Annotated in this window: 30 protein-coding genes and 2 pseudogenes; 26 read left to right on the top strand and 6 right to left on the bottom strand. The window is 60.6% G+C overall.

Translation table 11 applies throughout. From position 1 onward, the window contains the following. The first annotated feature begins 108 nt into the window (after positions 1 to 108). The 4 genes from ssb to IPM39_09480 all read left to right on the top strand — a co-directional run bounded on the left by ssb (position 109) and on the right by IPM39_09480 (position 2,548). On the top strand, positions 109 to 537 hold the full coding sequence (ssb, locus tag IPM39_09495; protein MBK8986299.1) for a single-stranded DNA-binding protein: 429 nt from the start codon (positions 109 to 111) through the stop codon (positions 535 to 537). A 103-nt stretch (positions 538 to 640) separates the two neighbouring features. Continuing rightward, on the top strand, positions 641 to 781 hold the full coding sequence (locus IPM39_09490) for a hypothetical protein (GenBank protein ID MBK8986298.1): 141 nt from the start codon (positions 641 to 643) through the stop codon (positions 779 to 781). Positions 782 to 1,082: 301 nt separating this feature from the next. Further along, the gene (locus IPM39_09485; GenBank protein MBK8986297.1) at positions 1,083 to 1,571 is read left to right on the top strand and encodes a hypothetical protein; all 489 of its coding nucleotides are present in this window, start codon (positions 1,083 to 1,085) and stop codon (positions 1,569 to 1,571) included. Positions 1,572 to 2,242: 671 nt separating this feature from the next. Then, complete coding sequence (locus tag IPM39_09480; GenBank protein ID MBK8986296.1) at positions 2,243 to 2,548, top strand: hypothetical protein; 306 nt, start codon at positions 2,243 to 2,245, stop codon at positions 2,546 to 2,548. Between the two features lie 162 nt (positions 2,549 to 2,710). Here IPM39_09480 and IPM39_09475 read toward each other — a convergent pair whose 3' ends face one another. Further along, positions 2,711 to 3,019 (bottom strand): hypothetical protein, encoded by a 309-nt coding sequence (locus IPM39_09475; protein MBK8986295.1) that lies wholly within the window; start codon positions 3,017 to 3,019, stop codon positions 2,711 to 2,713. Positions 3,020 to 3,035: 16 nt separating this feature from the next. Here IPM39_09475 and IPM39_09470 point away from each other — a divergent pair, with 16 nt between their 5' ends. Further along, positions 3,036 to 4,820, top strand: a complete 1,785-nt coding sequence (locus IPM39_09470; GenBank protein ID MBK8986294.1) for a hypothetical protein — start codon at positions 3,036 to 3,038, stop codon at positions 4,818 to 4,820. A gap of 158 nt (positions 4,821 to 4,978) precedes the next feature. Further along, entirely contained in the window at positions 4,979 to 5,341 is a 363-nt protein-coding gene (locus IPM39_09465; GenBank protein MBK8986293.1) for a hypothetical protein, read from the top strand. 237 nt (positions 5,342 to 5,578) lie between these two features. Here IPM39_09465 and IPM39_09460 read toward each other — a convergent pair. Next, positions 5,579 to 6,929 (bottom strand): annotated as a pseudogene (locus IPM39_09460) (transposase). Positions 6,930 to 7,041: 112 nt separating this feature from the next. Between IPM39_09460 and IPM39_09455 the strand changes: the two are divergent. The 7 genes from IPM39_09455 to IPM39_09425 all read left to right on the top strand — a co-directional run bounded on the left by IPM39_09455 (position 7,042) and on the right by IPM39_09425 (position 13,025). Beyond that, a complete protein-coding gene (locus tag IPM39_09455) occupies positions 7,042 to 7,644 on the top strand; it encodes a hypothetical protein (GenBank protein ID MBK8986292.1) in 603 nt (200 codons plus the stop codon). Beyond that, on the top strand, positions 7,593 to 8,489 hold the full coding sequence (locus IPM39_09450; GenBank protein ID MBK8986291.1) for a hypothetical protein: 897 nt from the start codon (positions 7,593 to 7,595) through the stop codon (positions 8,487 to 8,489). Before IPM39_09455 ends, IPM39_09450 begins: the two co-directional genes overlap by 52 nt. Further along, the gene (locus IPM39_09445) at positions 8,482 to 9,132 is read left to right on the top strand and encodes a hypothetical protein (protein ID MBK8986290.1); all 651 of its coding nucleotides are present in this window, start codon (positions 8,482 to 8,484) and stop codon (positions 9,130 to 9,132) included. The genes IPM39_09450 and IPM39_09445 overlap by 8 nt, the downstream gene beginning before the upstream one ends. A 143-nt stretch (positions 9,133 to 9,275) precedes the next feature. Continuing rightward, positions 9,276 to 9,881, top strand: coding sequence for a Mov34/MPN/PAD-1 family protein (locus IPM39_09440; protein ID MBK8986289.1), 606 nt, complete (start codon positions 9,276 to 9,278; stop codon positions 9,879 to 9,881). 621 nt (positions 9,882 to 10,502) lie between these two features. Beyond that, positions 10,503 to 11,447, top strand: coding sequence for a ThiF family adenylyltransferase (locus tag IPM39_09435; protein MBK8986288.1), 945 nt, complete (start codon positions 10,503 to 10,505; stop codon positions 11,445 to 11,447). A 101-nt stretch (positions 11,448 to 11,548) separates the two neighbouring features. Then, positions 11,549 to 12,448 carry a hypothetical protein gene (locus IPM39_09430; GenBank protein MBK8986287.1) on the top strand — a complete coding sequence of 300 codons (900 nt, stop codon included), beginning with the start codon at positions 11,549 to 11,551 and terminating at the stop codon, positions 12,446 to 12,448. A gap of 133 nt (positions 12,449 to 12,581) precedes the next feature. After that, the gene (locus tag IPM39_09425; GenBank protein MBK8986286.1) at positions 12,582 to 13,025 is read left to right on the top strand and encodes a hypothetical protein; all 444 of its coding nucleotides are present in this window, start codon (positions 12,582 to 12,584) and stop codon (positions 13,023 to 13,025) included. A gap of 10 nt (positions 13,026 to 13,035) precedes the next feature. On the opposite strand, the gene IPM39_09420 is transcribed toward IPM39_09425, so the two are convergent. Genes IPM39_09420 through IPM39_09405 form a run of 4 tightly spaced genes read right to left on the bottom strand, consistent with a single transcriptional unit; the run spans position 13,036 to position 15,699 of the window. Beyond that, complete coding sequence (locus IPM39_09420; GenBank protein ID MBK8986285.1) at positions 13,036 to 13,416, bottom strand: hypothetical protein; 381 nt, start codon at positions 13,414 to 13,416, stop codon at positions 13,036 to 13,038. A gap of 19 nt (positions 13,417 to 13,435) precedes the next feature. Further along, complete coding sequence (locus tag IPM39_09415) at positions 13,436 to 13,945, bottom strand: adenine phosphoribosyltransferase (protein MBK8986284.1); 510 nt, start codon at positions 13,943 to 13,945, stop codon at positions 13,436 to 13,438. 11 nt (positions 13,946 to 13,956) lie between these two features. Further along, positions 13,957 to 14,565: an NUDIX hydrolase N-terminal domain-containing protein gene (locus IPM39_09410; GenBank protein ID MBK8986283.1), complete on the bottom strand. Its 609-nt coding sequence runs from the start codon at positions 14,563 to 14,565 to the stop codon at positions 13,957 to 13,959. A gap of 33 nt (positions 14,566 to 14,598) precedes the next feature. Next, positions 14,599 to 15,699 carry a hypothetical protein gene (locus IPM39_09405; protein ID MBK8986282.1) on the bottom strand — a complete coding sequence of 367 codons (1,101 nt, stop codon included), beginning with the start codon at positions 15,697 to 15,699 and terminating at the stop codon, positions 14,599 to 14,601. 293 nt (positions 15,700 to 15,992) lie between these two features. Here IPM39_09405 and IPM39_09400 point away from each other — a divergent pair, with 293 nt between their 5' ends. The 13 genes and pseudogenes from IPM39_09400 (at position 15,993) to IPM39_09340 (ending at position 24,303) form a co-directional block, all read left to right on the top strand. Next, positions 15,993 to 16,385 (top strand): hypothetical protein, encoded by a 393-nt coding sequence (locus IPM39_09400; protein MBK8986281.1) that lies wholly within the window; start codon positions 15,993 to 15,995, stop codon positions 16,383 to 16,385. Between the two features lie 64 nt (positions 16,386 to 16,449). Further along, positions 16,450 to 17,766 carry a hypothetical protein gene (locus IPM39_09395; GenBank protein MBK8986280.1) on the top strand — a complete coding sequence of 439 codons (1,317 nt, stop codon included), beginning with the start codon at positions 16,450 to 16,452 and terminating at the stop codon, positions 17,764 to 17,766. A gap of 206 nt (positions 17,767 to 17,972) precedes the next feature. Beyond that, on the top strand, positions 17,973 to 18,638 hold the full coding sequence (locus tag IPM39_09390) for a hypothetical protein (protein ID MBK8986279.1): 666 nt from the start codon (positions 17,973 to 17,975) through the stop codon (positions 18,636 to 18,638). Positions 18,639 to 18,780: 142 nt separating this feature from the next. Then, on the top strand, positions 18,781 to 19,533 hold the full coding sequence (locus IPM39_09385) for a hypothetical protein (GenBank protein ID MBK8986278.1): 753 nt from the start codon (positions 18,781 to 18,783) through the stop codon (positions 19,531 to 19,533). 109 nt (positions 19,534 to 19,642) lie between these two features. Further along, a pseudogene (locus IPM39_09380) lies at positions 19,643 to 20,319 on the top strand (ATP-binding protein). A gap of 28 nt (positions 20,320 to 20,347) precedes the next feature. Continuing rightward, on the top strand, positions 20,348 to 20,674 hold the full coding sequence (locus IPM39_09375; GenBank protein ID MBK8986277.1) for a hypothetical protein: 327 nt from the start codon (positions 20,348 to 20,350) through the stop codon (positions 20,672 to 20,674). Between the two features lie 168 nt (positions 20,675 to 20,842). Then, on the top strand, positions 20,843 to 21,286 hold the full coding sequence (locus IPM39_09370; GenBank protein ID MBK8986276.1) for a hypothetical protein: 444 nt from the start codon (positions 20,843 to 20,845) through the stop codon (positions 21,284 to 21,286). Beyond that, on the top strand, positions 21,286 to 21,567 hold the full coding sequence (locus tag IPM39_09365) for a hypothetical protein (protein MBK8986275.1): 282 nt from the start codon (positions 21,286 to 21,288) through the stop codon (positions 21,565 to 21,567). Before IPM39_09370 ends, IPM39_09365 begins: the two co-directional genes overlap by 1 nt. A gap of 205 nt (positions 21,568 to 21,772) precedes the next feature. Beyond that, positions 21,773 to 21,964 (top strand): hypothetical protein, encoded by a 192-nt coding sequence (locus IPM39_09360; GenBank protein MBK8986274.1) that lies wholly within the window; start codon positions 21,773 to 21,775, stop codon positions 21,962 to 21,964. A 12-nt stretch (positions 21,965 to 21,976) separates the two neighbouring features. Beyond that, complete coding sequence (locus tag IPM39_09355) at positions 21,977 to 22,219, top strand: hypothetical protein (GenBank protein ID MBK8986273.1); 243 nt, start codon at positions 21,977 to 21,979, stop codon at positions 22,217 to 22,219. Positions 22,220 to 22,236: 17 nt separating this feature from the next. Next, positions 22,237 to 23,190 (top strand): hypothetical protein, encoded by a 954-nt coding sequence (locus tag IPM39_09350; GenBank protein MBK8986272.1) that lies wholly within the window; start codon positions 22,237 to 22,239, stop codon positions 23,188 to 23,190. Between the two features lie 152 nt (positions 23,191 to 23,342). Next, entirely contained in the window at positions 23,343 to 23,648 is a 306-nt protein-coding gene (locus tag IPM39_09345) for a hypothetical protein (protein ID MBK8986271.1), read from the top strand. 7 nt (positions 23,649 to 23,655) lie between these two features. Next, positions 23,656 to 24,303 carry a hypothetical protein gene (locus tag IPM39_09340; protein ID MBK8986270.1) on the top strand — a complete coding sequence of 216 codons (648 nt, stop codon included), beginning with the start codon at positions 23,656 to 23,658 and terminating at the stop codon, positions 24,301 to 24,303. Positions 24,304 to 24,407: the final 104 nt, after the last annotated feature.

Raw genomic sequence — 24,407 nt, 5'->3', positions numbered from 1 at the left:
CCAATCCGCAATCCGCAATCGCCAATCCGCAATTGAAGAGGGCGCTATCGCGCCGGATGAGGTGAAGATTGTTTATCAACCCAATTTTAGCGATAAGGAGAGTGAAACATGTACCAAAAAGTGACGATTGTGGGCAATTTGGGGCAAGACCCGGACATGCGTTACATGCCAGACGGCCAGGCGGTGACGAACCTGTCGTTGGCGACCAACCGGCGTTGGACTGACCGGACGACGGGCGAGATGCAGGAAGAAGTGACCTGGGTGCGCGTGTCGGTGTGGGGCAAGCAGGCGGAAGCGTCTAACCAATACCTGAGCAAAGGGCAGAAGGTGTTGGTGGAAGGGCGGCTGCGGCCAGACCCGGCTACTGGCGGACCGCGGCTGTGGACGCGGCAAGACGGCACTGTAGGCGCGTCGTATGAGGTAGTCGCCGACCGTGTCATCTTCCTGGGCGGCGGCAACGGGGCCAACGGGAATGGCAATGGCAACGGTCACGGCGCGGGCGAACCGGCGTATGAAGAGGACGAGGTGCCCTTCTAGGACAGATTCGTCCAGATTTGCAACCATCCCGCTGACTGACAGGCGTGGGCACGGCCGTTAACGGCCGTGTCCACGCCTTTTTTTATTTTCCGGAGGCTTCCCCATGATTTCTCGTAAACCAGGTGTGCTTATTCTGCTGCTTGTGACCCTGCTTCTGTTAACCGCCTGTGATGGCGGCGATGGTATCCGCGATAGCTGCCAACATCTAAGCAGCACGCCGGAGACCACCGCCATGGAAAGATAACCGCGACGTTGGCAGACGCCGAAGACGGCATCATTGACGAAGGCGAACCCGAATTGGGCGATGCTGTCATCGCGACTGCCGAGTGGTTGGCGAGCGCGGGAAAGTAACCCGCGGAGGCAGTTGTTGCAGGTAGGCTGCTCCCCGATGACGAGGAGCAGCCTCTTTTTTTTCGGGTATCAAGCTTCTGTTCTGTAGGCGGGTTTGCGCCTAACGGCGCGGATGCCGCGAATCATTGGCGCTATCGGCGACACTTTGCCCTCATCGGATGGACTAGATTAAACCAACTGCCAGGAGGTAATTCATGCCCCAATTCCAGGTCGGTGATATGTGGACGGCCTATGAGACGGCCGGACTGTTTCTTGTTACCACCAACAGCACCCTGACGGCTGACGGCCGTTTGGTGTTGGGCTGGATTATCATTCAGCTTGGCATGGCCCGGCAAGCCAGGGAGCGTTTTCCCGGTCTGGATGCAGCACTGGGCGCGCAAATCCAGACCATCTGCGGCAGCCAGGGCTTCTACGGACTGCTCATCAGCCAGCGCTGGCCGGCGGCGAAGTTGGCGGCCTTCCAGGTGAAATATCACTGGCAGCGGCCGGCCGACCTGTCCCTGGTTACCCAGAGCGTGACCGCCTTAACCTGGTGGGCGCGTTACCATGCCGACTGTGCTATCCACCTCAACTTTCCCGGTATCGGCAACGGTGGGCTGGCGCGCACGGCCGTGCTGCCCTTGCTGAAATCGCTGCCGGACAACGTAAGCATCTGGGAGTACGCCCATGACACAGCTTTGTGATACCTCAAGAGACACCAATGAACGACCTTAAAACAAAACTGACGGCTCTGCCCACCATCGCCCTGGGCGGGCGGCCCCATCTGTTCTACCAGGCGGTGGCCGATACGGTGGCCGCTTATTTGTACCCCGGCGCCCCGATGGACGCCGCCGCCTACCAACGTGTTCTGGAAACGGCCGACGCCCTATGCCGGGAGTTGGGCTACGCCGAGGTGGTCCAGCTGACGCCCCCGGACGTGGAGTTAGCAGCGACCGGCCTCTACTGGACGGTCAGTCCGTTCCCGGCGGCCTGCCCACCCCTGTCCGCAGCAACGACGGCTGCCCCCGTCCTCATCCACGCCGGCCCCGGCCCGGCGGAACTGCTGGCCGACGGCCAGCTGCTGGACGCCAGATTGGGGTGGTTGGGTCTGGATGAAGTCAGTCGGCAGCATTTCAAGATTCCTGTGACCACCAGCGAGGGCGTGGCCGACCTGCTGCATCGGGCGGTGGCGAGCGCCTGGCCCAACGACTACAAAGGGTTATGGCACGACGTGTTGGGCATGTGCATACGCGGCGGCGAGGACGTGGGTCCGAACCGGCGGCAGTTTACAGTCATCATCCGCGGTCTGGAGCGGCGCTACTGGCGTTTCCAGGCCGACGTACAGCCGGACAACAGCGGCGCGCCCTACCTCTACATCTCTCTGGTCGAGGAAGCCAATCGGGACACGCCAGGGCTGTTTCCTCTGGGCCAGGTGGTGATGACGCCGGGGGTGGCGGCGCTGGGCATTGACCCAACGCCCTACATCGCCCGCCATCACCGGGGGGATTGGGGTCAATTGGATGCCTTCGACCGGCGGCAGAATGAAACGGCCGTTAAAGAAGGGCTGCGCATCCTCTCCGCCTACGACGTACCCACCGCCGATGGCGAGACAGTGCGCCTCTGGGTGATTACCGAAGCCGACCGCAGCGTCACCACGGCGCTGCTCCCAAATGAGTATTGAGCCAGGGCTAGAGCGAGAGCTAGAGCTAGAGGAAGAGGAAGAAGAAGAGGAAGAGACCTACTCTTGCTCTTGCTCTTGCTCTAGCTCTAGCTCTAGCTTCCCCCCTTTTTCTCAACCGCCCACCAGATGGGAATTCATCATTCCCCCTTCATCATTCCGCATTCAAAAAGGAGTATTTCCATGCCAACCACAGCCATCCAACACCTGAAGCCCCACCCGGCGCAGATGCGGGCCAGCTACGACCTGGGAGCGCTGGCTGCCCTGACCTTGCAGGTCTACGAACGTGGCCTGGACCAGTGGCAGCCGGTCGTCGCGACGAGAGTCGCGACTCCCGTCGCCACCCCGGCCGCCAACGGCCAGACGGCCGATAGCTACTACATCATCAGCGGCCACCGGCGGCAAATGGCCCAACTGCTGGCCTTCGCCCTGCGCGACTGGGCCGCCGAACGGCCGGACACAGAGATTATCCATCGAGGTCACGCGGACGATGATTGCCACCCTTGTCGAATCGCTCGGTTCGCTGGAAGCGCTCATCGCCTCGCTGCTGGGCAAGTACGGGGCGGAAGAAATCCCGTTTGTCCTCTTCGAGGGCAGTCCGAAGGCGCAAATCCTGGCGCTGCACAGCGCCAACTTCGGCAGCGACCAGCCGGACATGATGGGTGTGGCCCACAGCTTCCGTCAGGCGCTGCTGGCCGGCGCGACGCCGGAAGAAATCGCGCGCAACTGCGGTCAGCACATCCACTATGTGCGCAACCACCTGGCGCTGACCGACATCCCGCCCGACCTGGCGCAGCGCATCGCCGCCGGGGAACTGCCGATGAGCGTAGCGACGGCCGTGGCCGACCTGCCGGAGCCGAAGCGCACCGGTCTGGCTATCTTCATCCTGGCCAATGAGCCGGGCAAGCTCACGGCAAAGGCTATCAAGGAGTGCGCCGCCACGCTGAAGAAATGGCCGGGCCTGCAATTGCCGCTGATGGTCAAGCACCAGTCGCAGCGCAACATTGCCCGCGCCCTGGTGCAGTTGTGGGGGCAGGCGTTGGCCGCCTACCCGGAGGACGCCTACGCGGCGGCGGCGATGTTCATTTTCCGCGACGTCCATGAGGAGCCGTGGAGCAAGCAGGAGAAGCTGGCGCTCTGGTTCCAGGCGTTGGGCGGCGAGACCTACTTCGCCAATGGGCAGATTCACTGGTCGGAGGTGGTGCAGTACCTCATCACCGAAGTCTCCTGTGCGACCTGTCCCATCGGGCAGTTACCCAGACAGTCACTGCGCGATGACCTGTCGCAAGGTCAGGGTGGGCCATTGGGAATGCCCTGCCGGGTGGGTGAGGAAGGAGAACGCTGCCTGCACGGACTGGCCCCCAACGACAACTTCGACGTGCGTGTACCCTGGGCGTGGGGGCAGCATCCGGGTGTGGTGGGCGAAGGCGGCGATTACCGGGTCAAAAGCTACGATGATTTGCTGCAGGCGTGGCAGACGCAGGCGGCCAAAGAGCGGGAGCTAGAGCTAGAGCGAGAGCGAGAGCGAGAGCGAGAGGAAGAGGGAAGCGGGGCGATGGTGGGTAGCAGCGGTTCAACAGTTGACGCGAAACCAAAGCCGGAGAAGGGTCAACGGCCGTTGGCGGATACCGGTCAACCGTTCACCGGCAGCCCTGCCCCCACCCCGCCGCCCTCCGATTCGCCCATCGCCAAACAGCGGGCGCGGATTGCCGACTTCATGGCCCGGCACGGGCAGATGGCCGTCAGCCATCCCTTCGCCACCGCCTGCGGTGACTGCCGCCACAAGCTAGAAGCCAGCCCGACCAAAGATGAGAGCGTACCGCACTGCGCCTGGGCCGGGCGGTCGCGCCAGGTAGCTTTTAAGGTGCTGGCAGCCGACGACAAAAACGCGCCACAGATACCGGTCTGTCGCCAGTTTGCGCCCAACCGGCCGTGGACGGAACTCATTCCGGCCCATCCGGCGCCGCCGGAGATACCGCGGGCCTGGTTGAAGGAGCAGCTATTGCACCTGGTCCAGGCGGCCAACCGGCATGGCAGCGAGCGCAACGCTTTTGAATTCCTGACCGGCCGGCCGCTGGCGGCCAGCGAAAGCCACAGCGACTGGTTCAGCCAGCAGTTGGCGACGCAGGGCGGTGAATTGAGCGATGCGCAGCTATTTACCCTGTTTATCTGGGCGCACGCCGAATGGCAGCGGGCGCAGGGACAGTTGTTTAGCCTGCCGTTGAACGGCAGCGCGGCACAGTTTGCGGCTTATCAGGAACGGCCGTTTAGCTAGAGAAGAAGCGAGAGCGAGAGCGAGCGAGAGCGAGAGCGAGAGCGAGAGCGAGAGCGAGAGCGAGAGCGAGAGCGAGAGCGAGAGCGAGAGCTAGAAGAAGAGCATGAGTTCCACCTCTTCCTCTAGCTCTAGCTCTATCCTCTCGCTCAGGAGGTGCGATGAACCCGATATTAACTGTTGCCGACCCATTGGCCGACAAAGCGGTGACGATTGTTGTCACCCTGGTGGCTGGCGGATCGACCCGTGACGAGCGGCTGGCGCTGGTCAGCGTAGGCGCAGCCGAGCAGCCGCCGGTGAGCCGGAGCGGCCGTTTCGACGCGCTGCTCGACCTGATTAACGCCGCCTGGACGGCCTATGGGGTGCAGGCGCAATTGACTGCCGCCGTATCATCAGATGAGTTGGACGAAGAACTGGTGGCGGAAGAAGAAGTCGCCGCGTCGGTGGCGGCCACCCATTTGCCGCAAACGGCCGTACCGCCGCCCCCGCCTCGTCCACAAGTCCACAATCTATCCCTGTTTTGAGCTAGAGCGAGAGGAAAAGCTAGAGCTAGAGCGAGAGCTAGAGGAAGAACGTCATCTCAAACTCTTCCTCTAGCAGGCTGTCGGAAAAATATCTTCTGAAGGCCCCATGATAGACAAATAACGATTTCAAAGCATCAAGACAAGCAGTTTGCAACTCATATTGGCCTCATTACCATGAATTTTGCACGGTTTTACAGCCCGTTTTCGGGCATCAGGCAGGGGGCAATAACGCCCCCATCAACCAACCTGCAAGGTATGCAATCGTTTCAAGTTGTAAGCCAGACAAACCAATGTCCATTCGCCACCGGCAGCAACCAGGCCTCGCAGAGAAAACTGACGGAAACCCGGTTTCCCTTGATGATACCGATAACCGGTTCAACCGTCGATTTGCGCAAACGGTAGGTGGCTTTGCCGAGGGTGGTCTGCAGTTTGTAAGCCATTTGCTCTTTGACGGAAGCATCATTGGGTGGCGGGTTGGGATTGTCCAGGAAAAGGCACGCCAACCCTGATGGTGGGGCTGCGACCGGTGGCGATGTAGGGGTCAATGCCGCGCGCTTCCAAGCTGGCGATGTTGTTTTCGCTGAAATAGCCGGTGTCCAAATTGACCTTTTCGGCTGACCCACGACTGGTGGTACGGTGTCGAGAGTTGGCAGGGCGGCCTGTTTATCGTTGGTATGGTCACACAACCAATTGCCCACTACCAGACGACTGTCATGGTCAACCACTACCTGGACGTTATAATGTTGGTCAAAGCCGCTGTTGGTGGCGTTTTTCATGATGCGCGATTCGGGGTCGGTGAAGTTGTACTGGTCTTTATCTCTGGGTCCTGGGTGGGTGGCTGCGGTGGTTTGCCCGGCGGCTTTTTCCCTGTGGGTCGGCTTTTGGCCCGGGCTTGCATCTTGGCCTCGTATTCGGCTTGCTCGGCTTCATACCGGGCCTGGGCGCGTTCCTCCAGCACCTTCTTGGCTTCGGCCAGCCGCGCCAATTGCTGCTGGCGTCGGGCAATCTCATCGGGAATGTTCATCTCTTCGGGCAGTTGTCCTCCATCGGCAACTTCAGCCAAAGTGAACAACTCCTCGACTTCGGCTTGCAGATAGGCTTCGATAGCCAACAGCCGCTGGTAACTGACCGCTTTGCTCTTGGACGCATCGGCATGGATTTTGCTGCCATCCAGACTGACGTTACCCAATTGCAAATAGCCCATCGCCTGGGCAATCAACAGTATCTGGACAAACAACTCTTTCAGTTCAGCCAGAAATTGTTGGCGGAAAGCCGCAATCGTGTCATGGTCGGGGTGCATGTCACCGGTAATGAAACGAAAGGGAATCACCTCATGGGTGGCGCGTTCAATCTTGCGCGAACTGAAAACGCCCGTAGCATAGCCATAAAACAACAATCCCAACAGCAATTCCGGGGCGTAGGGTGGCGCACCCTGCTCGCTATACTTTCTATACATGATCCCCAAATCAAGTTGGGCGACGACAGCGACAATGAAGCGAGCCAAATGGTCGGGTGGCAGGACATCGCGCAAGGTGATTTGCAGGTCCAGGGTCTTTTCGTAATCAGCAGTTCTGAATTTTCTTGCCATACCCAAAGTTTACACCGAAATCATTTTTGTTCGGAGAAACGTATCTTCTCCGACAAGCTGCTAGCTCAATCCTCTAGCTCTCGCTCAATCCTCTAGCTAAGGAGAAGACCCGATGACAACCGAAGAAGTACCCATCACCGACAATGTCGCCGTCCCCGCGACGGCGGGCGCGTCCGGTTACACCCGGCGCGTCTTCAAATACGGCGCGCAAACCTTTCCCGACCCGGGGTCGGAGTACAGCGTCGAGAACGTCCTCCACCACCTGCGGACCTTCCTGCCGGAATTGAGCCACGCCAAAACGGAAGAGAAACTGTTGGATGACGGGACACTGGAGATTACCTTCAGCAAGCAAGTGGCGCGCAAGGGTGCGCGGCGCAAGGGTGCGCGGCGCAAGGGTGCGCGGCGCAAGGGTGCGCGGCCCAAGGGTGCGCGGCCCAAGGGGCGGGCAGCGATGAATGAGCCGGAGACAACTGGTCTTGACGCGCTCCTGGCCGCGCTGGCCGTCTTGCCGGAGCGCGGCGCCCCGCTGGTTCCCATCTTTGCGGCTTTAGAAGGCGAACGGCCGTTAACCCTACGCGCTGTTCGGCGGCACAGAGCTGTTTTGCAGGCGTGTACGGCGGACGTGCGCGACCAGACCTTCGCGGTCAACCGGATGATAGTTTCATGTCAACAAATACCGCCCATTCCCCTGCCCTGCCTGCCCTTGGGATTCTAGACCTGCGGCCGACGCTCCTGACGGCGACCGACGCCTTGGCCGATACCCCGGTTGTCTGCCCCATCATCCCGCCATTCGACTTTCTTCCACTGGCCGACCGGCTGGCAGAGTTGTACGAGATGGTTTTCCCGGACGAGACTGAATGGCTGGATGAAGCAATCGGCGGTTGGCGCGACGACGAGGATGTGTCTCAGGCCATGGGCCGCTTCCTGGAGCGAGTGGGCAGACTGTTCCCTGTCTATGAGGATGTCTGGGAGATAGATTTGGAAGGCATCGAATGGCGGTTGTTTGAGATTCCCCTTGTGCCTTTGGGCTACGATGAGTGGCACGACGAGTGGGATGGATGGAAAGAGCCAGCGCCCTATCTGCTGTACATGAGCTACGCCCGCCGCGACGACGACCCACCGGACGGCCGTGCCGAATTCGCCGCCCTCTATCCCGACCACCTGGTTCCCCGCAATCTGGAACCGCAGCGTTTGGTGACCAGACTGCGCGAGCTGAACCTGCCGGAGCCGCTGGACGCCTTGCCGGACCTGATTGAGATGCTGGACCACAACACTGGCAATAGTTGGCTGGACACCGGCGAGATGGCCCTGGTCGAGGGCGGGGGGCATCCGCCGTGGACGGCCGAGAACGTGGCCTGGCTGGCGGCCGAATGGCAGGCGGCGCAGCCGGTGGCCGAGCGGGCGCAGCGGCTGTTGGACTGGCAAGAGCAGACGCCGGTGGAGACTGCCGATAAGCTGACGGCCGTGCGCGACGCATTGGCGACGGCGTGGGAGGAGCTAGAGCTAGAGGAAGAGGGGGTGCTAGAGCTAGAGCTAGAGGAAGAGGGCGAAGATGGATGAGCAAGATGGGGTATCTGTGACAACATGTCCGCGGCTGCGGTTGGATTTCTACAATACGGCCGTGATGATGAGCCAGTGGACGGAAGACGGCCGGACGACCACCCATCCCGTCGCCGTCCAGGACGTGGTCGGCGCTTGTATGAACGTGACATTGGGCAGCGGTCTGCTGCCGCCGGACGTGTTGTTCTGGCGGCAGCGCGGACAGACGGTGACGTTGGCTATCTTTGTCCCGGCGCGGCGGTGGCGGGTGCAAGTGGAAGAGGGCGCAGTGCGGCAAGGGTATCATATTCCCCTACCATCGCTGGTGTTTGTCGGCAGCGGCAAAGCCTACCACGTGTTTGCTGTCAGGCAGCGGCCGAGTAACGGCCGTGAACCGCTGTACGAGGCCCCCTGCCCAAATGTCCACCACACTGGCCATATCTGCCAGGGCGACGCGCCCTTTCCGGTCTGCTCGACGCAGAGTATCAGGCCGGCGCTGGATTTGTTCCTGGAAGGCAGCGCCTTCAATTCTCATCTGAGTAACGGCAAGTGTCAGCGTTACCCGGACGACGTGCGCCGTTTGTGGGCAGAGTTAAACGGCAAGAAGCATTTCCCACTGAAGGAATTGGTTCCTACACGGCAGAGTGTCGGGCATTTGCTTTGATGGTGTTTTGTCTTTTGACTTTTACCCTTCTGTAAGCGATAGCGATAGCCATAGCCGACAGACGCCGGTTCCCAGGCATTGTCACTCGCAACGGCCGTCGCCACCTTGTTGGTGGCGACGGCTTTTTGTTATCCGGAGGAGATATGTTCCCCAACCTGGTCACCTACCAGATTCACCGCCACGAGCCGCTGCCGCCGACCGATGCCCTGGCCTATCAGTACGTTCTGGCGGGCAATGGGCTGTTCATCCGCGCCGAGACGCGCTTTTTCGCCGCCCGGATACCGGTCGCTGCCGCCGTTGTGCGTGGGCTGCCGCTGCTGGCGGCGGATTTTCGCCTCAAGATTCCCCGCTTGTCGGGCAGTCTGCTCAACAGTATTCTGGCCGACGCCGGCCGCGCCCGCCGGCCGGATGGCGGGCTGAACGAGGTGTTTTACCAATTGCACTGCCAGGCTGGACGGGTGCAGGTCCGACGGCCGTCGCAGTTGGCCACCGGCAGCAGCGTCGTCGCTGTCGGAAACAGCGCTCCGGCCATCCTGTGCGACCTGCATTCGCACGGCAATATGGCCGCCTTTTTCAGCGCCACCGACAACGCCGACGAGCAGGGAGCGCGGCTGTACGGGGTCATCGGCAAATTGGATAGTGAGCCGGAGATGCGCCTGCGGGTGGGGGTGTATGGATATTGGCTGCCGCTGCCGGTAGCGGTCGTTTTCTGCAGCAGCGGACCATTTAGCGAGAAGGAGAAGCGATGAACAAGAATGGACAGAGCAATGGCAACGGGTCTGGCCCGGCTAGTTTAGAAGAAGAGTTAACCGGCTTCACCTACGAGTTGGAAGAGCCGGTGCTGCTGCGCGGCTTCGCCGTCACCTACGACCGGAAGTTTAATCTGGGAAACTTTGAGAGCCTCAACCCGGCGATAACCATCTGGGTGAAGAGCTACGCGACGGAAGGGGCGGCCTTCGACCTGCACCACGCCGAAGAGCGGGTGCGGCGGATGGCGCGAGAGAACGTGCGGGCGCAGTACCAGCGGCTGCAAGGCGGTGATGAACTGGTCTTTCTGGGTTTGCAGCCGCCGTCAACTGGCGAGCCAGACCCCATTTTCGTGCGCACCGTCAGCGTCAGCCTGGAGCAGCGGGTGAACCTGGGCAACTACCAGTCGGTGGTTCCGGCCTTCACCGATTGGGCCGATTTGCGCCACGTCGCGCACAGTCCGGGCGAACTGCACATCGCCCTGAGCCGGATGTGGCAGAGCCTGTGGGCCAACATCGCCGACGAGATTGCCCGTGCCCAGGGCAAAGGGCAGCCAGGCGGCTACTTTGGCCTGCCGGTGGTCGAGGTGGAGGACTTAACCGGAGCGGCAACCGCGCCAGCCAATGGCAGCCGACAACCGGTTAACGGCCGTTCACCAGCCGCCAACCACCAACGGCCAGCCGCCAACCACCAGCCGCCAGCTACCAACAACCAGCCGCCAGCTACCGATGACTCCCCTGACCATCGAACCAACCTATCGGGTCCTGCTAAGAGAAACCAGCCACGTCCGCATCCTGCAAGTAGGCTGCGGCGGCACCGGGTCGGCGCTGGCGCTGGCGTTGGGCGGCCTGGCCTACCACGCGCGGCAGCAAGGCATCCGGGTGGAATTGACGTTGGTAGACCACGACGTGGTTGAACCGGGCAACGTCGGCCGGCAGAGCTTTGCCGCCGCCAGCGCCCTGACCACGGCCGTGCCCAAATGCGTAGACCTGGCGGCGCGGCTCAACGCCGCCTACGGGCTGGACGTGGTCGCCTGGCCGCAGCGGTACAACCATCCGCTGGGCGAACGCTGGCTTTCGGGCGGGGCAGAGCGGCGGGGGCAATTACACCTCCTGATTGACTGCGTGGACAACACAGCGGCGCGGCAGGAGATGGCGCGCACGGCGCTGGCCCATGATGGCGGCCTCTGGCTGCTGTCGTGTGGCAACGAGCGGGTCAATGGTCAAGTGCTGCTGGGCAATACCGGCCGGCCGGAGATGATCCGGCTGGACAAACTCGGCTTGTGTACCGGCCTGCCCTACCCCTACCTCCAGGAACCGGGATTGTTGGCTGAGGCGGAGGAGGCAACGGCCGTCTCCTGTGCCGTCATGGCTCAACAAGAGGCGCAATCGCTGATGGTCAACCGGCTGGTGGCGGCCGTGGCCGGCCATCTGGTGACGGAGATGGTCTTGCAGCGGCAGGTGACGGTGCTGGGCTGTTATTTCAGCCTGACGCCACCGGTCATGCGCAGTGTGCCGATGACGGCGGCCACGCTGGCCCCGTTTCGCCTGGAGCGCCAGTCAGACTGACCGGCGCTTTCTTGGGCTGCACATATGTTCTATCAGGGGTATAATCTGGTCAGGCAAACAGCCTGCGGAAAACCGGACGAATCAGGCGCAGCGAGGTGACGATGAGCGAGACAAACGACCAGGAACTACTCTCCATTGGCGAAGTGACCATCCCATTCTATGAAGACCGGCTTATCGTGCAGTTAGGCGAAGACGGCGAAATCTATGTGGCGCTGCGGCCGATTGTCGAGGCGTTGGGTCTCTCCTGGGGGTCGCAGTTCAACCGAATCAGGCGAGATGCGGTGTTGGCGAAGAAAATCCGGACCCTCTCCGTATTCGTAATGAATACGCAGGGTGAGGCTGAAGGGCAAAACCGGGTTCTCATCTGTTTGCCCCGGCAATATCTAAGCGGTTTTCTTTTCGGGATTAGCGCGGGGCGCATTAAGGACGCCCGGCTGCGGGCCAAAGTGGTGCAATTCCAGGAAGAAGCTCACCTGATTCTCGACGCGGCCTTCACTGGGGATGCGGAATCGGCGATGGCGGCGGTGCGGCAGCGGTATCTGCGCCAGGGGTATGATGAGGCGTGGATTCGGCAGCGGCAGATTACGATAGAGACGCGCAACCAGTTGACGGATGAATGGAAGGCGCGGGGCGTGCAGGGGAAGCAGTATGGGTTGTTAACGGCCGTTGTCCATCGCGGCGCGTTCGGTATGACGCCGTCGGAGCATCGCGCCCACAAGGGCGTGGAGAAGGGCGAAGTGCGCGACCACATGACAGGGCTGGAGTTGGCGTTCATCAACGTCGCCGAACAGGCGACCATCGTCAATGCGCAGATGGATGATGCCCAGGGGTATGAGGCCAACATCGAGGCGGCTGACAAGGGTGGCCGGGCGGCGGGTGCGGCGCGGGTGGCGTTTGAGCAGGAGCATGGGCGAAAAGTGATTAGCGACGAATCGTATTTGGAACAGCGCAAGCGATTGCAGAGCGGCGCGGAGCGCGACACGGCGAACGACGAAACGTAGCCTCTGACCGGGTTGGAGAATCGGGACGTTTAGAATGGGCAACGGCCGTTTCTCTAGGGAGGAACGACTGTTTTTTGTTGCCTGTTGGCAGGATGATGAGGTGGACGATGAACCAGAACAAGAAATGGTATAGATGGTTGAAGCAGGCGACGATGGGCAAACACAAGGATTTAAAGCATGTGTACAGCGACGGCCGTCAATTGTTGGCCGGGGGCAGGTCAGCCTGCACGCGCGGCGGGTCGCGCTGGGCAAGCGGGGGTACGTGGCGCTGGACGAGGCGGAGGAATTTGTGGTGGATGAGGGCGTGGACCGGCTGCCGCCGTTTTCCAGGGCTATCCCCCAGATTGAGCCAGCTTTCACCCTGGTAGTAGACCGGGACCGGCTGCTGCGGGCGCTGCGCGGCCATGAAGAACAAGTGCGGCTGAGCGCCTACGCCGTCGGTTTGGGTATCCTTGAGCTGTCGAGTGCGGGAGCTTACACGATAGTATTGGTGACGAGCAAGGGGGGAGATGGGGAATTCTGGCGGCCAGAAATACAACCAAAGGATGAAAAGGAAGCCCCGCCGCGAGGCGGATAACCCGGTTCACTTAACCCAGGAGACTGCCCCAAAGAGCTGTCGCTACCGTATCCCAGGGAACGATGCGGCGGATAATGGCTGACTGCTGCATCAAGGATGTGCCTTGAGAAAAGTCGCGTTTGGCCTGTGATACCAGCTCCTCATCAACGCCGGCCGCCTCGATAAGCCAAAGAAGCATTCCGGGTTCGACAATGTGATTGTAAGCGTAACGGGCATCACGTGTGGTATGGTTTTGGCGGTTATAAGCGCCTGGGCCAGCGTACTCGTTCAGCCAACCAATCCAGTGCTCTTTCTGCGTCTGGTACCACTTGCCGGGAGTTGTAACTGGCTCGTCTGAGGGCAGGTCGCCTACAGCGGACAAAAACTTCTTGATGCTGACACTGTTGCTCATAGTACCGATTATACGTCGGTCATTGTGCATCCAACCAGAGGACGTGACAGAGATACCGCTGCCGCAGACGCGCTGGCAGTGGGTTGTCGTCCATGTTTATGGTGGCAATACCGATGATAACGCCGCCTTCCTGTTCGATAAGCTGGATAGCGGCCTGCGCCTGCGCGCCGGTCTCAATCCATTCGTCTACCACTGCTACCCGGTCGCCTGGTTGCAGCAGTCCGCGCCGGATTTCCAGCCCTTTGGTCTGGCCGCTGTAGTCCACAAACGCCACCGCGCGGGCAGCCACCGGCAGCTTGCCGCGCTTGCGGATGGGGATGAAGCCTGTGCCCAGGCGCAGGGCCATCGCCCCGCCCAGGACAAAACCGAGCGCGTCAATGCCAGCGACGTAGTCCAGCGGCGTGGCGGCAAAGGGCGCTGTCAGGTCGGCGATGAGCTGGGCGAAGGCGGCCGGGTCGGCGAATAGCGGCGTTATGTCGCAGCGCGGGCCAGAGGTCTGGGTGTCAATGAGCTGGAGATAGCTTTTCATACAAGCCTCTTTCAGTTGGAGATAGCTGGCAGTAGAGTTTCCGACTGCCACCGCGCGTAGGCGGCGCGGGCATACTGTTCATGGGTGGCGTGCCAGACGGGTACGTCGTCAATGGGCCAATAGCGCAGCGCCAGACCCTCATGGGACAGGGTTAACGTACCGCCGACCACGTCGCATAAATGAACGACGGCTACCATGGTATGCGGGCCGTTGCGGCCGCCGGGCATACGGGTGAAGACGCCGACCAACTGTCGGACGACGACTTCCAGCCCGGTTTCCTCGCGGACTTCGCGCACGGCCGTTGCTGCCGGTTTTTCGTTGGGTTCCACCCAGCCACAGGGCAAACACCAGCCGCCGCCATCGGCGCGGTCCATCAGCAGAATTTCACCCTGGTCGTTGAAAATGGCCGCATCGGCGCCGACTTTGGGGGTGATATAGCCCAATTCGGTCAGGAAACGCTGCCTGATGTGTTCCTCTGGCATTGCCAACAGTTGGGCATAGGTGCGGGTGGCGAGGCTCAGAAGGCGTTCGTACCGTTCACTGTCGTAGAGGCCATCGGTGTAGAGCAGACCGTTGCGGGCGATGGTCTGAATTTCATCGAGTAGAGAAAAGATGTCCATAGCTGTCTTGTTATCGGCAAAGAGCCAGGCAGGCTATCCGGCCAAATACTCCTGAAAGTCCTCTATTGTGGCAAATGTGTTGAGAGCGGCCCCGTTTTCCCGGAGAAACTGTTGTAACCGTAGGTCAAACAGCAGACATTGCTGCCGGAGTCCGGCGAAATCCCTGGCAGCCACATAAGGCAGCAAATCGGGGAAGCCCAACGCGGCAAGGTCCTGCTCATATTCCGCCAGACTGTTGAAACTGGAATAGGCGACGCCGGTAAACGCTTGCGCCGTGTGGATCATCAACTCGTGGTACAGAGATGTCAGATTGAAATTGAACATATCTTGCCGCTCGCAGGCGAGTATCACGTGCTGCAAGTCTCCCTTCAGTTCGGGATAGGCGGCGTCAAAAATAGCTGCAAAGGAAGCTGGCCGATGGTGGGCTGCTTGCTGCTCGGCCAGCAAGAGGGCGCGGGTTGTTTGTAGCAAAGTTTCAATGGCGGCCAGCAGGCGCGCCGGGTCGGTGGTTTCGGTAACCTGGGCGACAGTTGTGGCGAACTCGGCAGGCAGTTTAGGTAGCCCCAACACCTGGTCTAATTTGCGGGTGTCTACGCAAGCCTGGTTGCAGACCATCAGGCAGTGCAGCACGGATTGGAGGATGCCGCGTGCGCTGTGGAGGCAAGCAAGTTGCTGCCCGGTGGTCACTTGCTGGCGGAGTAAGTAGTAAGGATAGCCGGTTTCTTGAAAGATGGTCTGCGCTTTGCGCAGCATCGCCGGACGCGCTGCAGGTTGCTGTAACTCGTGGATCCGCGCTGGGAGTTGGGTGAACCGTTCGGCAATGGCCGTTGTGCGGGCATAGAGCATCTCGTTGCGCAGCAAGACAGTACCGCTGATATCGTCGAAATTCGCCATCCGTTCCAGACGAGACCAGTGGATAGGATAGCAATCAATCATGACCTCAGCCACCATGACGGTGATGCTGTGCCAGGTGGTCTCATGCGTTGGGACGTAAGAGATGTCCAGGTCTGAGTAAGCATGGGTTGTACCCTGCAAGTAGGAGCCGTAGCGGAAGATGAGGTCTACTTCGTCGCCCAAATCGCGTAAGAGCGCATCTTGCAGGAGTTTGATGGTTCGTTCAGTGTCAATCGTCATCGTAGGTTCCTTTTATCTATCAATGGGCGTATTGTCCAACAAACTTCTGGTAAAGAAAACAGGAGCCAGCGGGTACTGACGGCTATCGGCCTTCTCTATGAGCCAAAGTGAACTCAGAAAGGGCTAGCGGAGGCGCATCTTTAGTACGTTCCGAGTATGAAGACATCCCGTTGATAAAAGGCAGGCAACGGCCGTTTCTCCACCAGGGGAAACGGCCGTTTTTTGTTGTATAGCAGGCAAAATGGAGGTATTCGGTGAACAAGAAATGGTATAGGTGGTTGAAGCAGGCAACGATGGGCAAACACAAGGATTTAAAGCATGTGTACAGCGACGGCCGTCAATTGGTAGCCGGGGGGCAGTACAGCCTGCACGCGCGGCGGATTGCGCTGGGCAAGCGGGGCTGCGTGGCGCTGGACGAGGCGGATGAATTTGTGGTGGATGAGGGCGTCCGGCTGCCGCCGTTTGCCAGGGCTATTCCCCAGATTGAGCCAGCTTTCAGGCTGGTAGTAGACCGGGACCGGCTGCTGCGGGCGCTGCGCGGCCAGGAAGAACAAGTGCGGCTGAGCGCCTACGCGGTCGGTTTGGGTATCCTTGAGCTGTCGAGTGCGGGAGCCTACACGATAGTATTGGTGACGAGCAAGGGGGAAGGTGCGGACTTCTGGCGGCCGGAACTGGAAGAAACGTAGGGCCATACCCCTAACGGGGCGGATGAGGTGAATCTATAGCTACAGTCTAATAAGGAGGAATGCCATGTCCCCAACTGCCTACATCCTACGCCGGCCGCTGACGGTCAGGAAGCCGTCCCGCTGGGACATTCACGCCCGCTATGCCATGCGCCTACCAGACCAGCCAGTAGACTTGCCGGCCGGGACCTGGCTGCTGGCGCTGCCGGAACCAGAGGGTAGCCAACCCCACCCACCCCACTACCGTCTGTCCGACGGCCGTATCGTCTGCCTGGATGCGCCGTTAACGGCCGGGCAAGCCGCCCCCCTCACCGACCCGCAAGCTCTGACGGCCCTGACCGCGTATCGCCCATTGGAGCAGGCGATAGCGGCAGATTGGGGAGTTCAGGTCGAGCATGTAGACCACAATGCCCCCTTCCGCCTCATCCAGTGTCCGTTGTGCGACGGGACAACCTTCGTCACCGTCGGCTTCTCCGGCGTCTGGTGCGACTGCTGTCAGGCCGAATTCCACGTGCGCCACACGGCCGGCGACCCCGGCTTCGTGGTGGACTGCACCTGGGCGCATTACCAGCCGACAGCCGCCCGCTACCTACTGCCGCGCAGCGACGAGTTGGTGCTGACGATGGTCTGCAAGAACGGCGGCGGTGACCCGCTGGACCTGACCCACAGCCAGCACTGTTTCCGCGACGACTGCACCGACGCGCAGGTGGCTTTGACTGACGGCCGTGACACTCCCCTGCGCGTCGGGCTGCACGCCTGCGTTCTGGGCGATGTGTACGATTGGTCGTTTTACGGCCGTGTACCGACCGTCTACAACCACGACCGGCACGGGCATCACACGCTGCTGTGGCCGGATGGTCAGGAAGAGTCATGGCCGCGCAGCGCCTTTGTGACTGTCAGCGGCTTCCGTTGGGAGGACAAACAAAAGGTCACCAGCGCGGCGGCGTTGCTGGCGGGCTGCACCCCGGCCGGTTACAGCCCGGACTTCGGCTCGCTGGGGTATCGGGATGAGTTGGCTGCCTTCCTCAATGAGTGGGCGCAGCAGCCGAGCCACCCACCTTCGGTGGCCTATCGGGGCGTGTGGCCGCAGCGCAGCCAACTCCAGGATGGTGAAAGATACCTGCTGTACCGTTGGCTGCTGCACCAGGAGAAAGATGATGGCTGGTTGCAGGCATCCCCGGTGTGGCTGGTGGTCACCGACGCCGTCCAGGAGAAGTATGACAGGCGTTGGCGGGTGGTCCGCGACAATATCTGCCCCCATTGCGGCCGGCCAGTGAGCCAGGCGGAATGGGCGAGCAAGCGCGGGGGAAAACAACTGTGGGATGTGCCGCATGGCTACTGCCGCGAATTATGGGCGCGGCACAACTGGCAGCCAGCGAGCTAGAGGATGGAGCGGGAGCGAGAGGATGGAGCTAGAGCTAGAGGAAGAATGTACTTCTTACTCTCGCTCTCGGCCAACGACAATTAGAATTACCCACTGACGACAATTAGAAATGCCCATTTAGGCGTCAACGTGACTGCGGCTAAACTCCTGACATTTATGTAAGGAGTAAAGCAATGACAGCCACCGACGCACAAGTGAGGATTGCTATGCGTGAACGAAAAAAGGGTAAGAATCAGGAACAGGCGGCGGCCAAAGCCAATCTGCGCAGCCGCAAAACAGTCAGCAAATACGAGCAGTCGGGTTTGCTGCCCCGTCAACTAGAGAAGGCGCGGACGTACAAGACCCGACCGGATGCTTTTGCTGCTGAGTGGCCGATGTTAGAGAAAATGCTGGCCGCGGCCCCGGAGTTGGAAGCTAAGACATTGTTCGACTGGCTGTGCGAACAGCAGCCGGGCAAATACCAGGAGGGTCAACTGCGTACCCTGCAACGACGTGTCACGACCTGGCGGGCGCTGAACCAAGAGCAAACGGCCAGTCTGGACCAGATACGGGAGCCAGGCGAGATGATGCAGTTGGACGGCACCTGGATGACCGAACTAGAGGTGACGCTGGAGGGACAACCGTTCAAACACATGCTCATCCACAGCGTCCTGCCTTATTCCAACTGGGAATGGGGGCGTGTGGCGCAGTCGGAATCGTTGAGCGCGGTGCGCCTGGGCTTACAAAGCGCATTGCTGAAATTGGGCTATGTGCCGCAAATTGTCCAGACAGACAACAGTTCGGCGGCAACCCGCCGCTTGCGCAGTGATGAAGAGGACGCGAACGGCCGTACACCGATGAGTATCTGGCGCTGCTGGCCCACTATGGCCTGACGCCGCAGACGATTCATCTGGGTGCGTCTGACGAGAATGGGGATGTGGAATCGAGCAACGGCAAGCTAAAACAGTCGGTGGCGCAGCAGTTGTTGCTGCGTGGCAGCCGCGATTTCGCCAGCCTGGCGGTGTATGAGACCTTTTGTTTGACATCATGGACAAGCGCAACAAACGGCGCGAGATGCGATTGCGCGAAGAATTGGCGGTGATGCGGCCGTTGTCGGCCACGCCGCTAGTCAACCACAGCAAACTGCGGCTGCGCGTCAGTCAGGGCAGCCTCATTCGAGTGCTGGAGAAGACTTATTCTGTGCCCACGTCGCTCATCGGCAAAATGGTGACGGTGGTTATCCATGAGTGGTCGTTGGAGATTTATTACGCCGGTCAACTGGTAGACCGCTTCGCCCGGCTCATTGGCAATGAGGTCCACCAGGTGAATTACCGCCATGTCATTGACAGCTTGCTGCGCAAACCGGGGGGCTTTCGCCGCTACCGGTATCGGGACGATTTGTTCCCCTCGCTCGTCTTTCGGCAGGCGTGGGAGGCGCTGGACCGGCAGTATGCGCCACGCCGGGCCGATTTAGCTTATTTGCGAATTCTGCATCTGGCGGCGCGTCATCTAGAGTGTGACGTGGCGGCGGCTTTGGAACTGCTGCTGACCACCGGTCAGACGTGGAGCGAGGTGGATGTGGCCGAACTCCTGCGTGTGGAAACGGCGGTCGTGCCGGCGCTGACGCAGCCGGTGGTGGAATTGCGCCTGTACGACCAGTTGTTGGTCGGCGGTGGCGCGCTGAGCGGTGGCGCGCTGAGCGGTGGCGCGCTGAGCGGTGGCGCGCTGAGCGGTGGCGCGCTGAGCGGTGGCGCGCTGAGCGGTGGCGCGCTAGGCGGTGGCGCATGACGACGGGCATGAATCAGAGCGAGATGGTGCGGCTGCATTGCAAGACGCTGCGGCTGCCGACGATGGCAGCAGCGCTTGAGGAAGGGATGCGCTGCGCGGAACGGGATAACTGGCCGCTGGATGCTTTTTAGCCCACTTGTTGGAACAGGAGGTGGCGACGCGGCAGCAGCGGCGCATTGAGCGTCTGCGGCTGGAGTCGAAGCTGCCGCCGGGGAAAACGTTTGCCGTTTTGACGAAGGCCGCTTGCCGCTGCGCATCCGGCGGCAGTTACCCTATTTGCAGGCCGGGGACTTTGTCAATCAGGCCCAGAATGTGTTGTGCTTTGGTTTACCGGGCACAGGCAAAACGCATCTGGCGGCGGCCGTGGGGCATCTGTTGGTGGAAAACGGCCGTTCGGTGCTGTTTACGCCGACCTTCAAGCTGGTGGGGCGGCTGCTGCGGGCTAAGCAGGAATATGAACTGGAACGAGAACTGCGGCGTTTAGACCGGTTTGAGGTGGTCATTCTGGATGATATTGGCTATGTGCAGCAGAGTCGGGAAGAGATGGAGGTGTTGTTCACCTTTTTGAGCGAGCGGTATGAGCGGCACAGTCTGGTGATTACCTCCAACCTGGTCTTTTCGGAGTGGGACAAGATATTCAAGGACCCATTGACGACGGCGGCCGCCATAGACCGGGTGGTGCATCATAGCATCATCATTGAGTTTGGGCGAGACATCCAGAGTATGCGCATGGAAGAGGCGCAACGGAGTCAGGCGGCGCTGCGACCAGAGGTGGGCGTAGGGTAACTTTTCATGGGGAGAAAATCGTGGCAAAATGACGCCAGAAATCCGTGACCAACTCTTGTTCTGTTATCCCGACCCCGTGCCTGTGTGCTCGGTGGAGTCACCCGCCTGGTTTGCCTGGTTGGAAACGGCGTCGGCCTTCCGCTATTGCAGTGGACAGCGGCGCAATCTGTGTCGCGGGCATGGCCCGTTGTATGGACCTGTGTCTTTCCGCAAGGAGCGGCGGCGGCAGATGGGACTGTGGTATGCCTATCGCCGGGTGCATGGCGTTTTGTACAAGCGGTATGTTGGTAAGTCGGCCGGGTTGACGCTGGCGCGGTTGGAGGAAACGGCCGTGTGGCTCAATGAGATATGGTGACAGATGGGAAGCATTAAGGAGGGCCTATGGTGGTGGTTGGCAGGCTGGCTGACGGCTTGTCGGGGCGTGTTTTTATGGGAACGGTATGGGCATTTCTAATTGTCGTTGATGGGCATTTCTAATTGTCGTTGACAGCGCTCTCGCTCTCGCTCTCGCTATGGAGGAAAGATGGACGTAATCGTTCTGCAATATCTGGAGTTGGAGAACCTGTTGACGGAAGCGGGGGCGGCGGCAGGGTTGCGCGTGCATGTGTTGGAGCGGAGCAAGGCTACTTCGTCCAATGCGCTGAGTTGGCGGGAGATAATGATTGGCCTATGTGTCCAGGCGATTACTTCGGACAGGCGAGTTCTCTCCTGGTACGGCGAAATTGCGAAGCTGGGCTTTTACGCCCACATGCAGGCGGGGGATGCTTCCCCTGAACGAGAGCAATACCAGACAGCCTGGCAGCAGGCCAGAGAACTGCAAGCGAAACTGGTCGAGCGGCTGCGGCAAGAAGGGTATATCGTTTACACCGATGGCCTGATTGAACTGGATATAACCCACTTCCTGCGCGGCGTCACCGGCCTCATCGCCTGGCCAGAAGAAGTTGCGAGGGAGCGAGAAGGTGCGTGATGGATACCGATACGCCGTTGGTGCAGACGATGGCCGTTATTCATTTGCCGCCCTGGGACGAGGTGGCGCGCTTGAAAGTGTATACCCCAGATTACCGGCGGCTGGCCTGGTTGCAGGTGTGGCAGGTGTTCCAGGCTGTTTACCCCGGCCGGTGGGCGCTGGAGTTGTATCCACCGGCTGAAGACCTGATGGACGACGCTCATGTCTACCATCTCTGGCTGCTGCCGGAGGAGTGGCGGCCGCCTGACGAGATGAATCTGGCGGCAAAGTATCGGGACTGATGCCCGTCTCTACCTATATCTGTTTTCTTAGCCGGTCTGTTGACCGGCTTTTTGTTTATCAGCGAGAGCGAGAGCTAGAGCGAAAGCGAGAGCGAGAGCTAGAGCGAAAGCGAGAGCTAGAGCTAGAGCTAGAGGAAGAGTAGGAGTTCTGCCTCTTCCTCTAGCTCTAGCTCTATCCTCTAGCTCTCTGGAGGTGAACCATGACATGACATTTGATGAGTGGATGAGAAACGTAGACCAGGTAGTGGGCGACATTGCCTTTGGCCTGAGCGTCTACGACCTGCCGGACATAGACTTTCGCAGCCTGTACGAGGCGGGGGAGACGGCGCAAACGGCCGCTGAAGAAGCGTTGGTCGGGGCCGACTTCCCCTTCGAAGAGTTGGGCTACATAGATTAACGGAGGCGGTCCATGAACGACTTACACACCATTGACCTGACCCTGCGCATTGTCTGCGAACCAGATGATGCCGTTCGGGTTGCCTTGTCGGGAACGGAGTTGTACGCGGTTTGTCGGGCGGTGTCTGAAACGTTGGGGCTAAACGGCCACTTCGACAAGCTCAGTGCAGGCTGTTTCCACGTTGCGCCACATTCCGTCACCTGGGTAACGGGAGGCGGTGCGGACGAGGGGGAAGGCACAGCCGACTTGGGATAGCCAAATGGAGGGACGGGATGCGCCAGTTGCGCCTATTTCCGCCGGAGATTGTGTTGGAAAGCGGTCGTTTGCGCGGCCCCCTCCCCCTAGACACACCTATCATCGTCTCCAATGGTGTCGGGGTGGACTCGGTGGCGCTGCTCATCGAACTGCGCCGCCGGGCCATCATCCCCGATGCCATCGTCACCGCCCTGGTGGGGCGAGAGTGGTATGGCAACGAACACCGGCGTTTCTACGACTACCTGCCCATCCTGGAAGCGTGGCTGGCCGAGGCCGGTTTCCCGTCCATCACCTACGTCTGGTACGAGATGCAGCGCCCGGCGAAATATTTCGCCTACCTGAGTCTGGCGGGCAACTGCCTGGCTAACCGCACCCTGCCCTCGATTAGCTTCCGGCGCAATCACAGTTGCAGCCTGAAATACAAGGGGGTGGAGATTGACCGCTGGGTGACGGCGCAGTATGGGGCGCGACCGTGTTACCGGTTGGTCGGTTATGACCTGACCGAAACGCGCCGCGTCGCTCGTTTCGTTGCTCGACCCCCCGGCCAGGGGCCACGCGCCCGCGACGTGTACGTCCATCCGCTGCGTCTATGGGGCTTGGACCGAACTGACTGCGAAGGGGTCATTGCCGCTGCTGGTTTGCCCTCGCCCGGCCTCTCCGCCTGTGTCTTTTGCGCGGCGATGCATCCGGCCGAACTGGACGAGCTGAACCCGGAAGAATTGTGGCTCATCGTCATTCTGGAGGCGCACGCGCAAATCAACTTGAAACAGATACGCGGTTTATGGGGACACGGCGAACGGATGACGGAGTACATTGTCCGGCGTGGCTTACTGCCGGCCGCTCTGGTAGCCGAGGTTTGGGACAAGTGGGTGGCGGCGGAACGGCCGTCTGCGTTACGCGATAACCCACAAGCGGTGGCCGAAGAAGTATTGTTCGCCGAAGTAAGCCGCCTGGCCGCCCTGTGCGGCTAACGCCGCCAATGGGGCGAAGAGAGCTAGAGGATGGAGCGAGAGCGAGAGGAAGAGCGAGAGCGAGAGGAAGAGCGAGAGCGAGAGCTAGAGCTAGAGGAAGAGAGGCGTTCTTCCTCTAGCTCTAGCTCTATCCTCTAGCTCAGGAGGTAATCATGCACCAGTTCAGTAGTGAATTAACGTTTGTGTCCGACCCGGGGCATGGATGGCTGGAAGTCCCTCTGGCCGACATCGCCGCTCTGGGGTTGGAGACAAAGATTTCGGCGTATTCCTATATCAACGGCCGTTTCGCTTACCTGGAAGAAGACGAAGACTACGCTGTCTACATGGATGCCCTGGCGGCGCGGGGTCTGCCGCGCCCAGAAATCCGGCAGCGGTATGTGGAATACTTCGACCGTGGCCAGCCGGGGTTTGGCGACTGGCAGTTCTCGCCCGAATTCTGGGACAAATTACGGAGGTAACACACAGATGCCCACCATTCAGGTCTACCACAATCCCCACTTTCTCGACTATGATGGCAGCCACAGCCAGATTGTGCCGCCCGTTCGGCCCACGGCCAGCGTCAACATCACCACCGCCGGACTGGAGCTAAACGATATGTTGGGCGCGGCCTACGCCTGGACGCAGCACGGATATCTTTATCCCAGTTGGTTCAACGACCCGGCCGTCACCCCCCACCTGCGCAGCACGGCCGTTGGCGACCTGCTGGCAACCGAAGATGGCGCACTCTACGTAGTGGAGTCGTTCGGCTTCCAGCCTTACCGGCCCAAAGCTATCTCGCCCATTCACAAACTGGCCGAGGCTTACCGGCTGCTGGATGCCGCGGCTGAGCGGACGGCGGCAACGGCCGTGCAGCAGGCACTGGCGGCGATGGCCCATGTCCTGATCGCCGACGGGCGGCCGGTGGGCGACACGCCTGTCCTGTGGGACAACGCGCAGGTGGGCGACGTGGTTGGCCGACCGGAAATTGGGCAGTTCCGCGTCATCGCCCGACGGTTGCGGCCGAAGTGGCGGGCCAGGCGGCTGCTGGCCCACGTGCCTGGCAGCCAGCTTTGGCTGGATGGCTCGCGCCATTGGGCGGTGTTGGTCCCGGTCAGCGAACCCGCATCGGCCTGACGGCCGTCCTGGAGAAAAAGAAAGCGCCAGACCCCCCTGTGGGAGATCTGGCGCTAGCGAACTCATTGCCCCTCTGCGTGAGGATTAAGTTCAGTGCCCCGCTG

Origin of the sequence: Candidatus Leptovillus gracilis (genome assembly GCA_016716065.1) — a bacterium.
Classification (GTDB): Bacteria; Chloroflexota; Anaerolineae; order Promineifilales; family Promineifilaceae; genus Leptovillus; species Leptovillus gracilis.
This window is presented reverse-complemented; position numbering and strand designations above follow the sequence as displayed.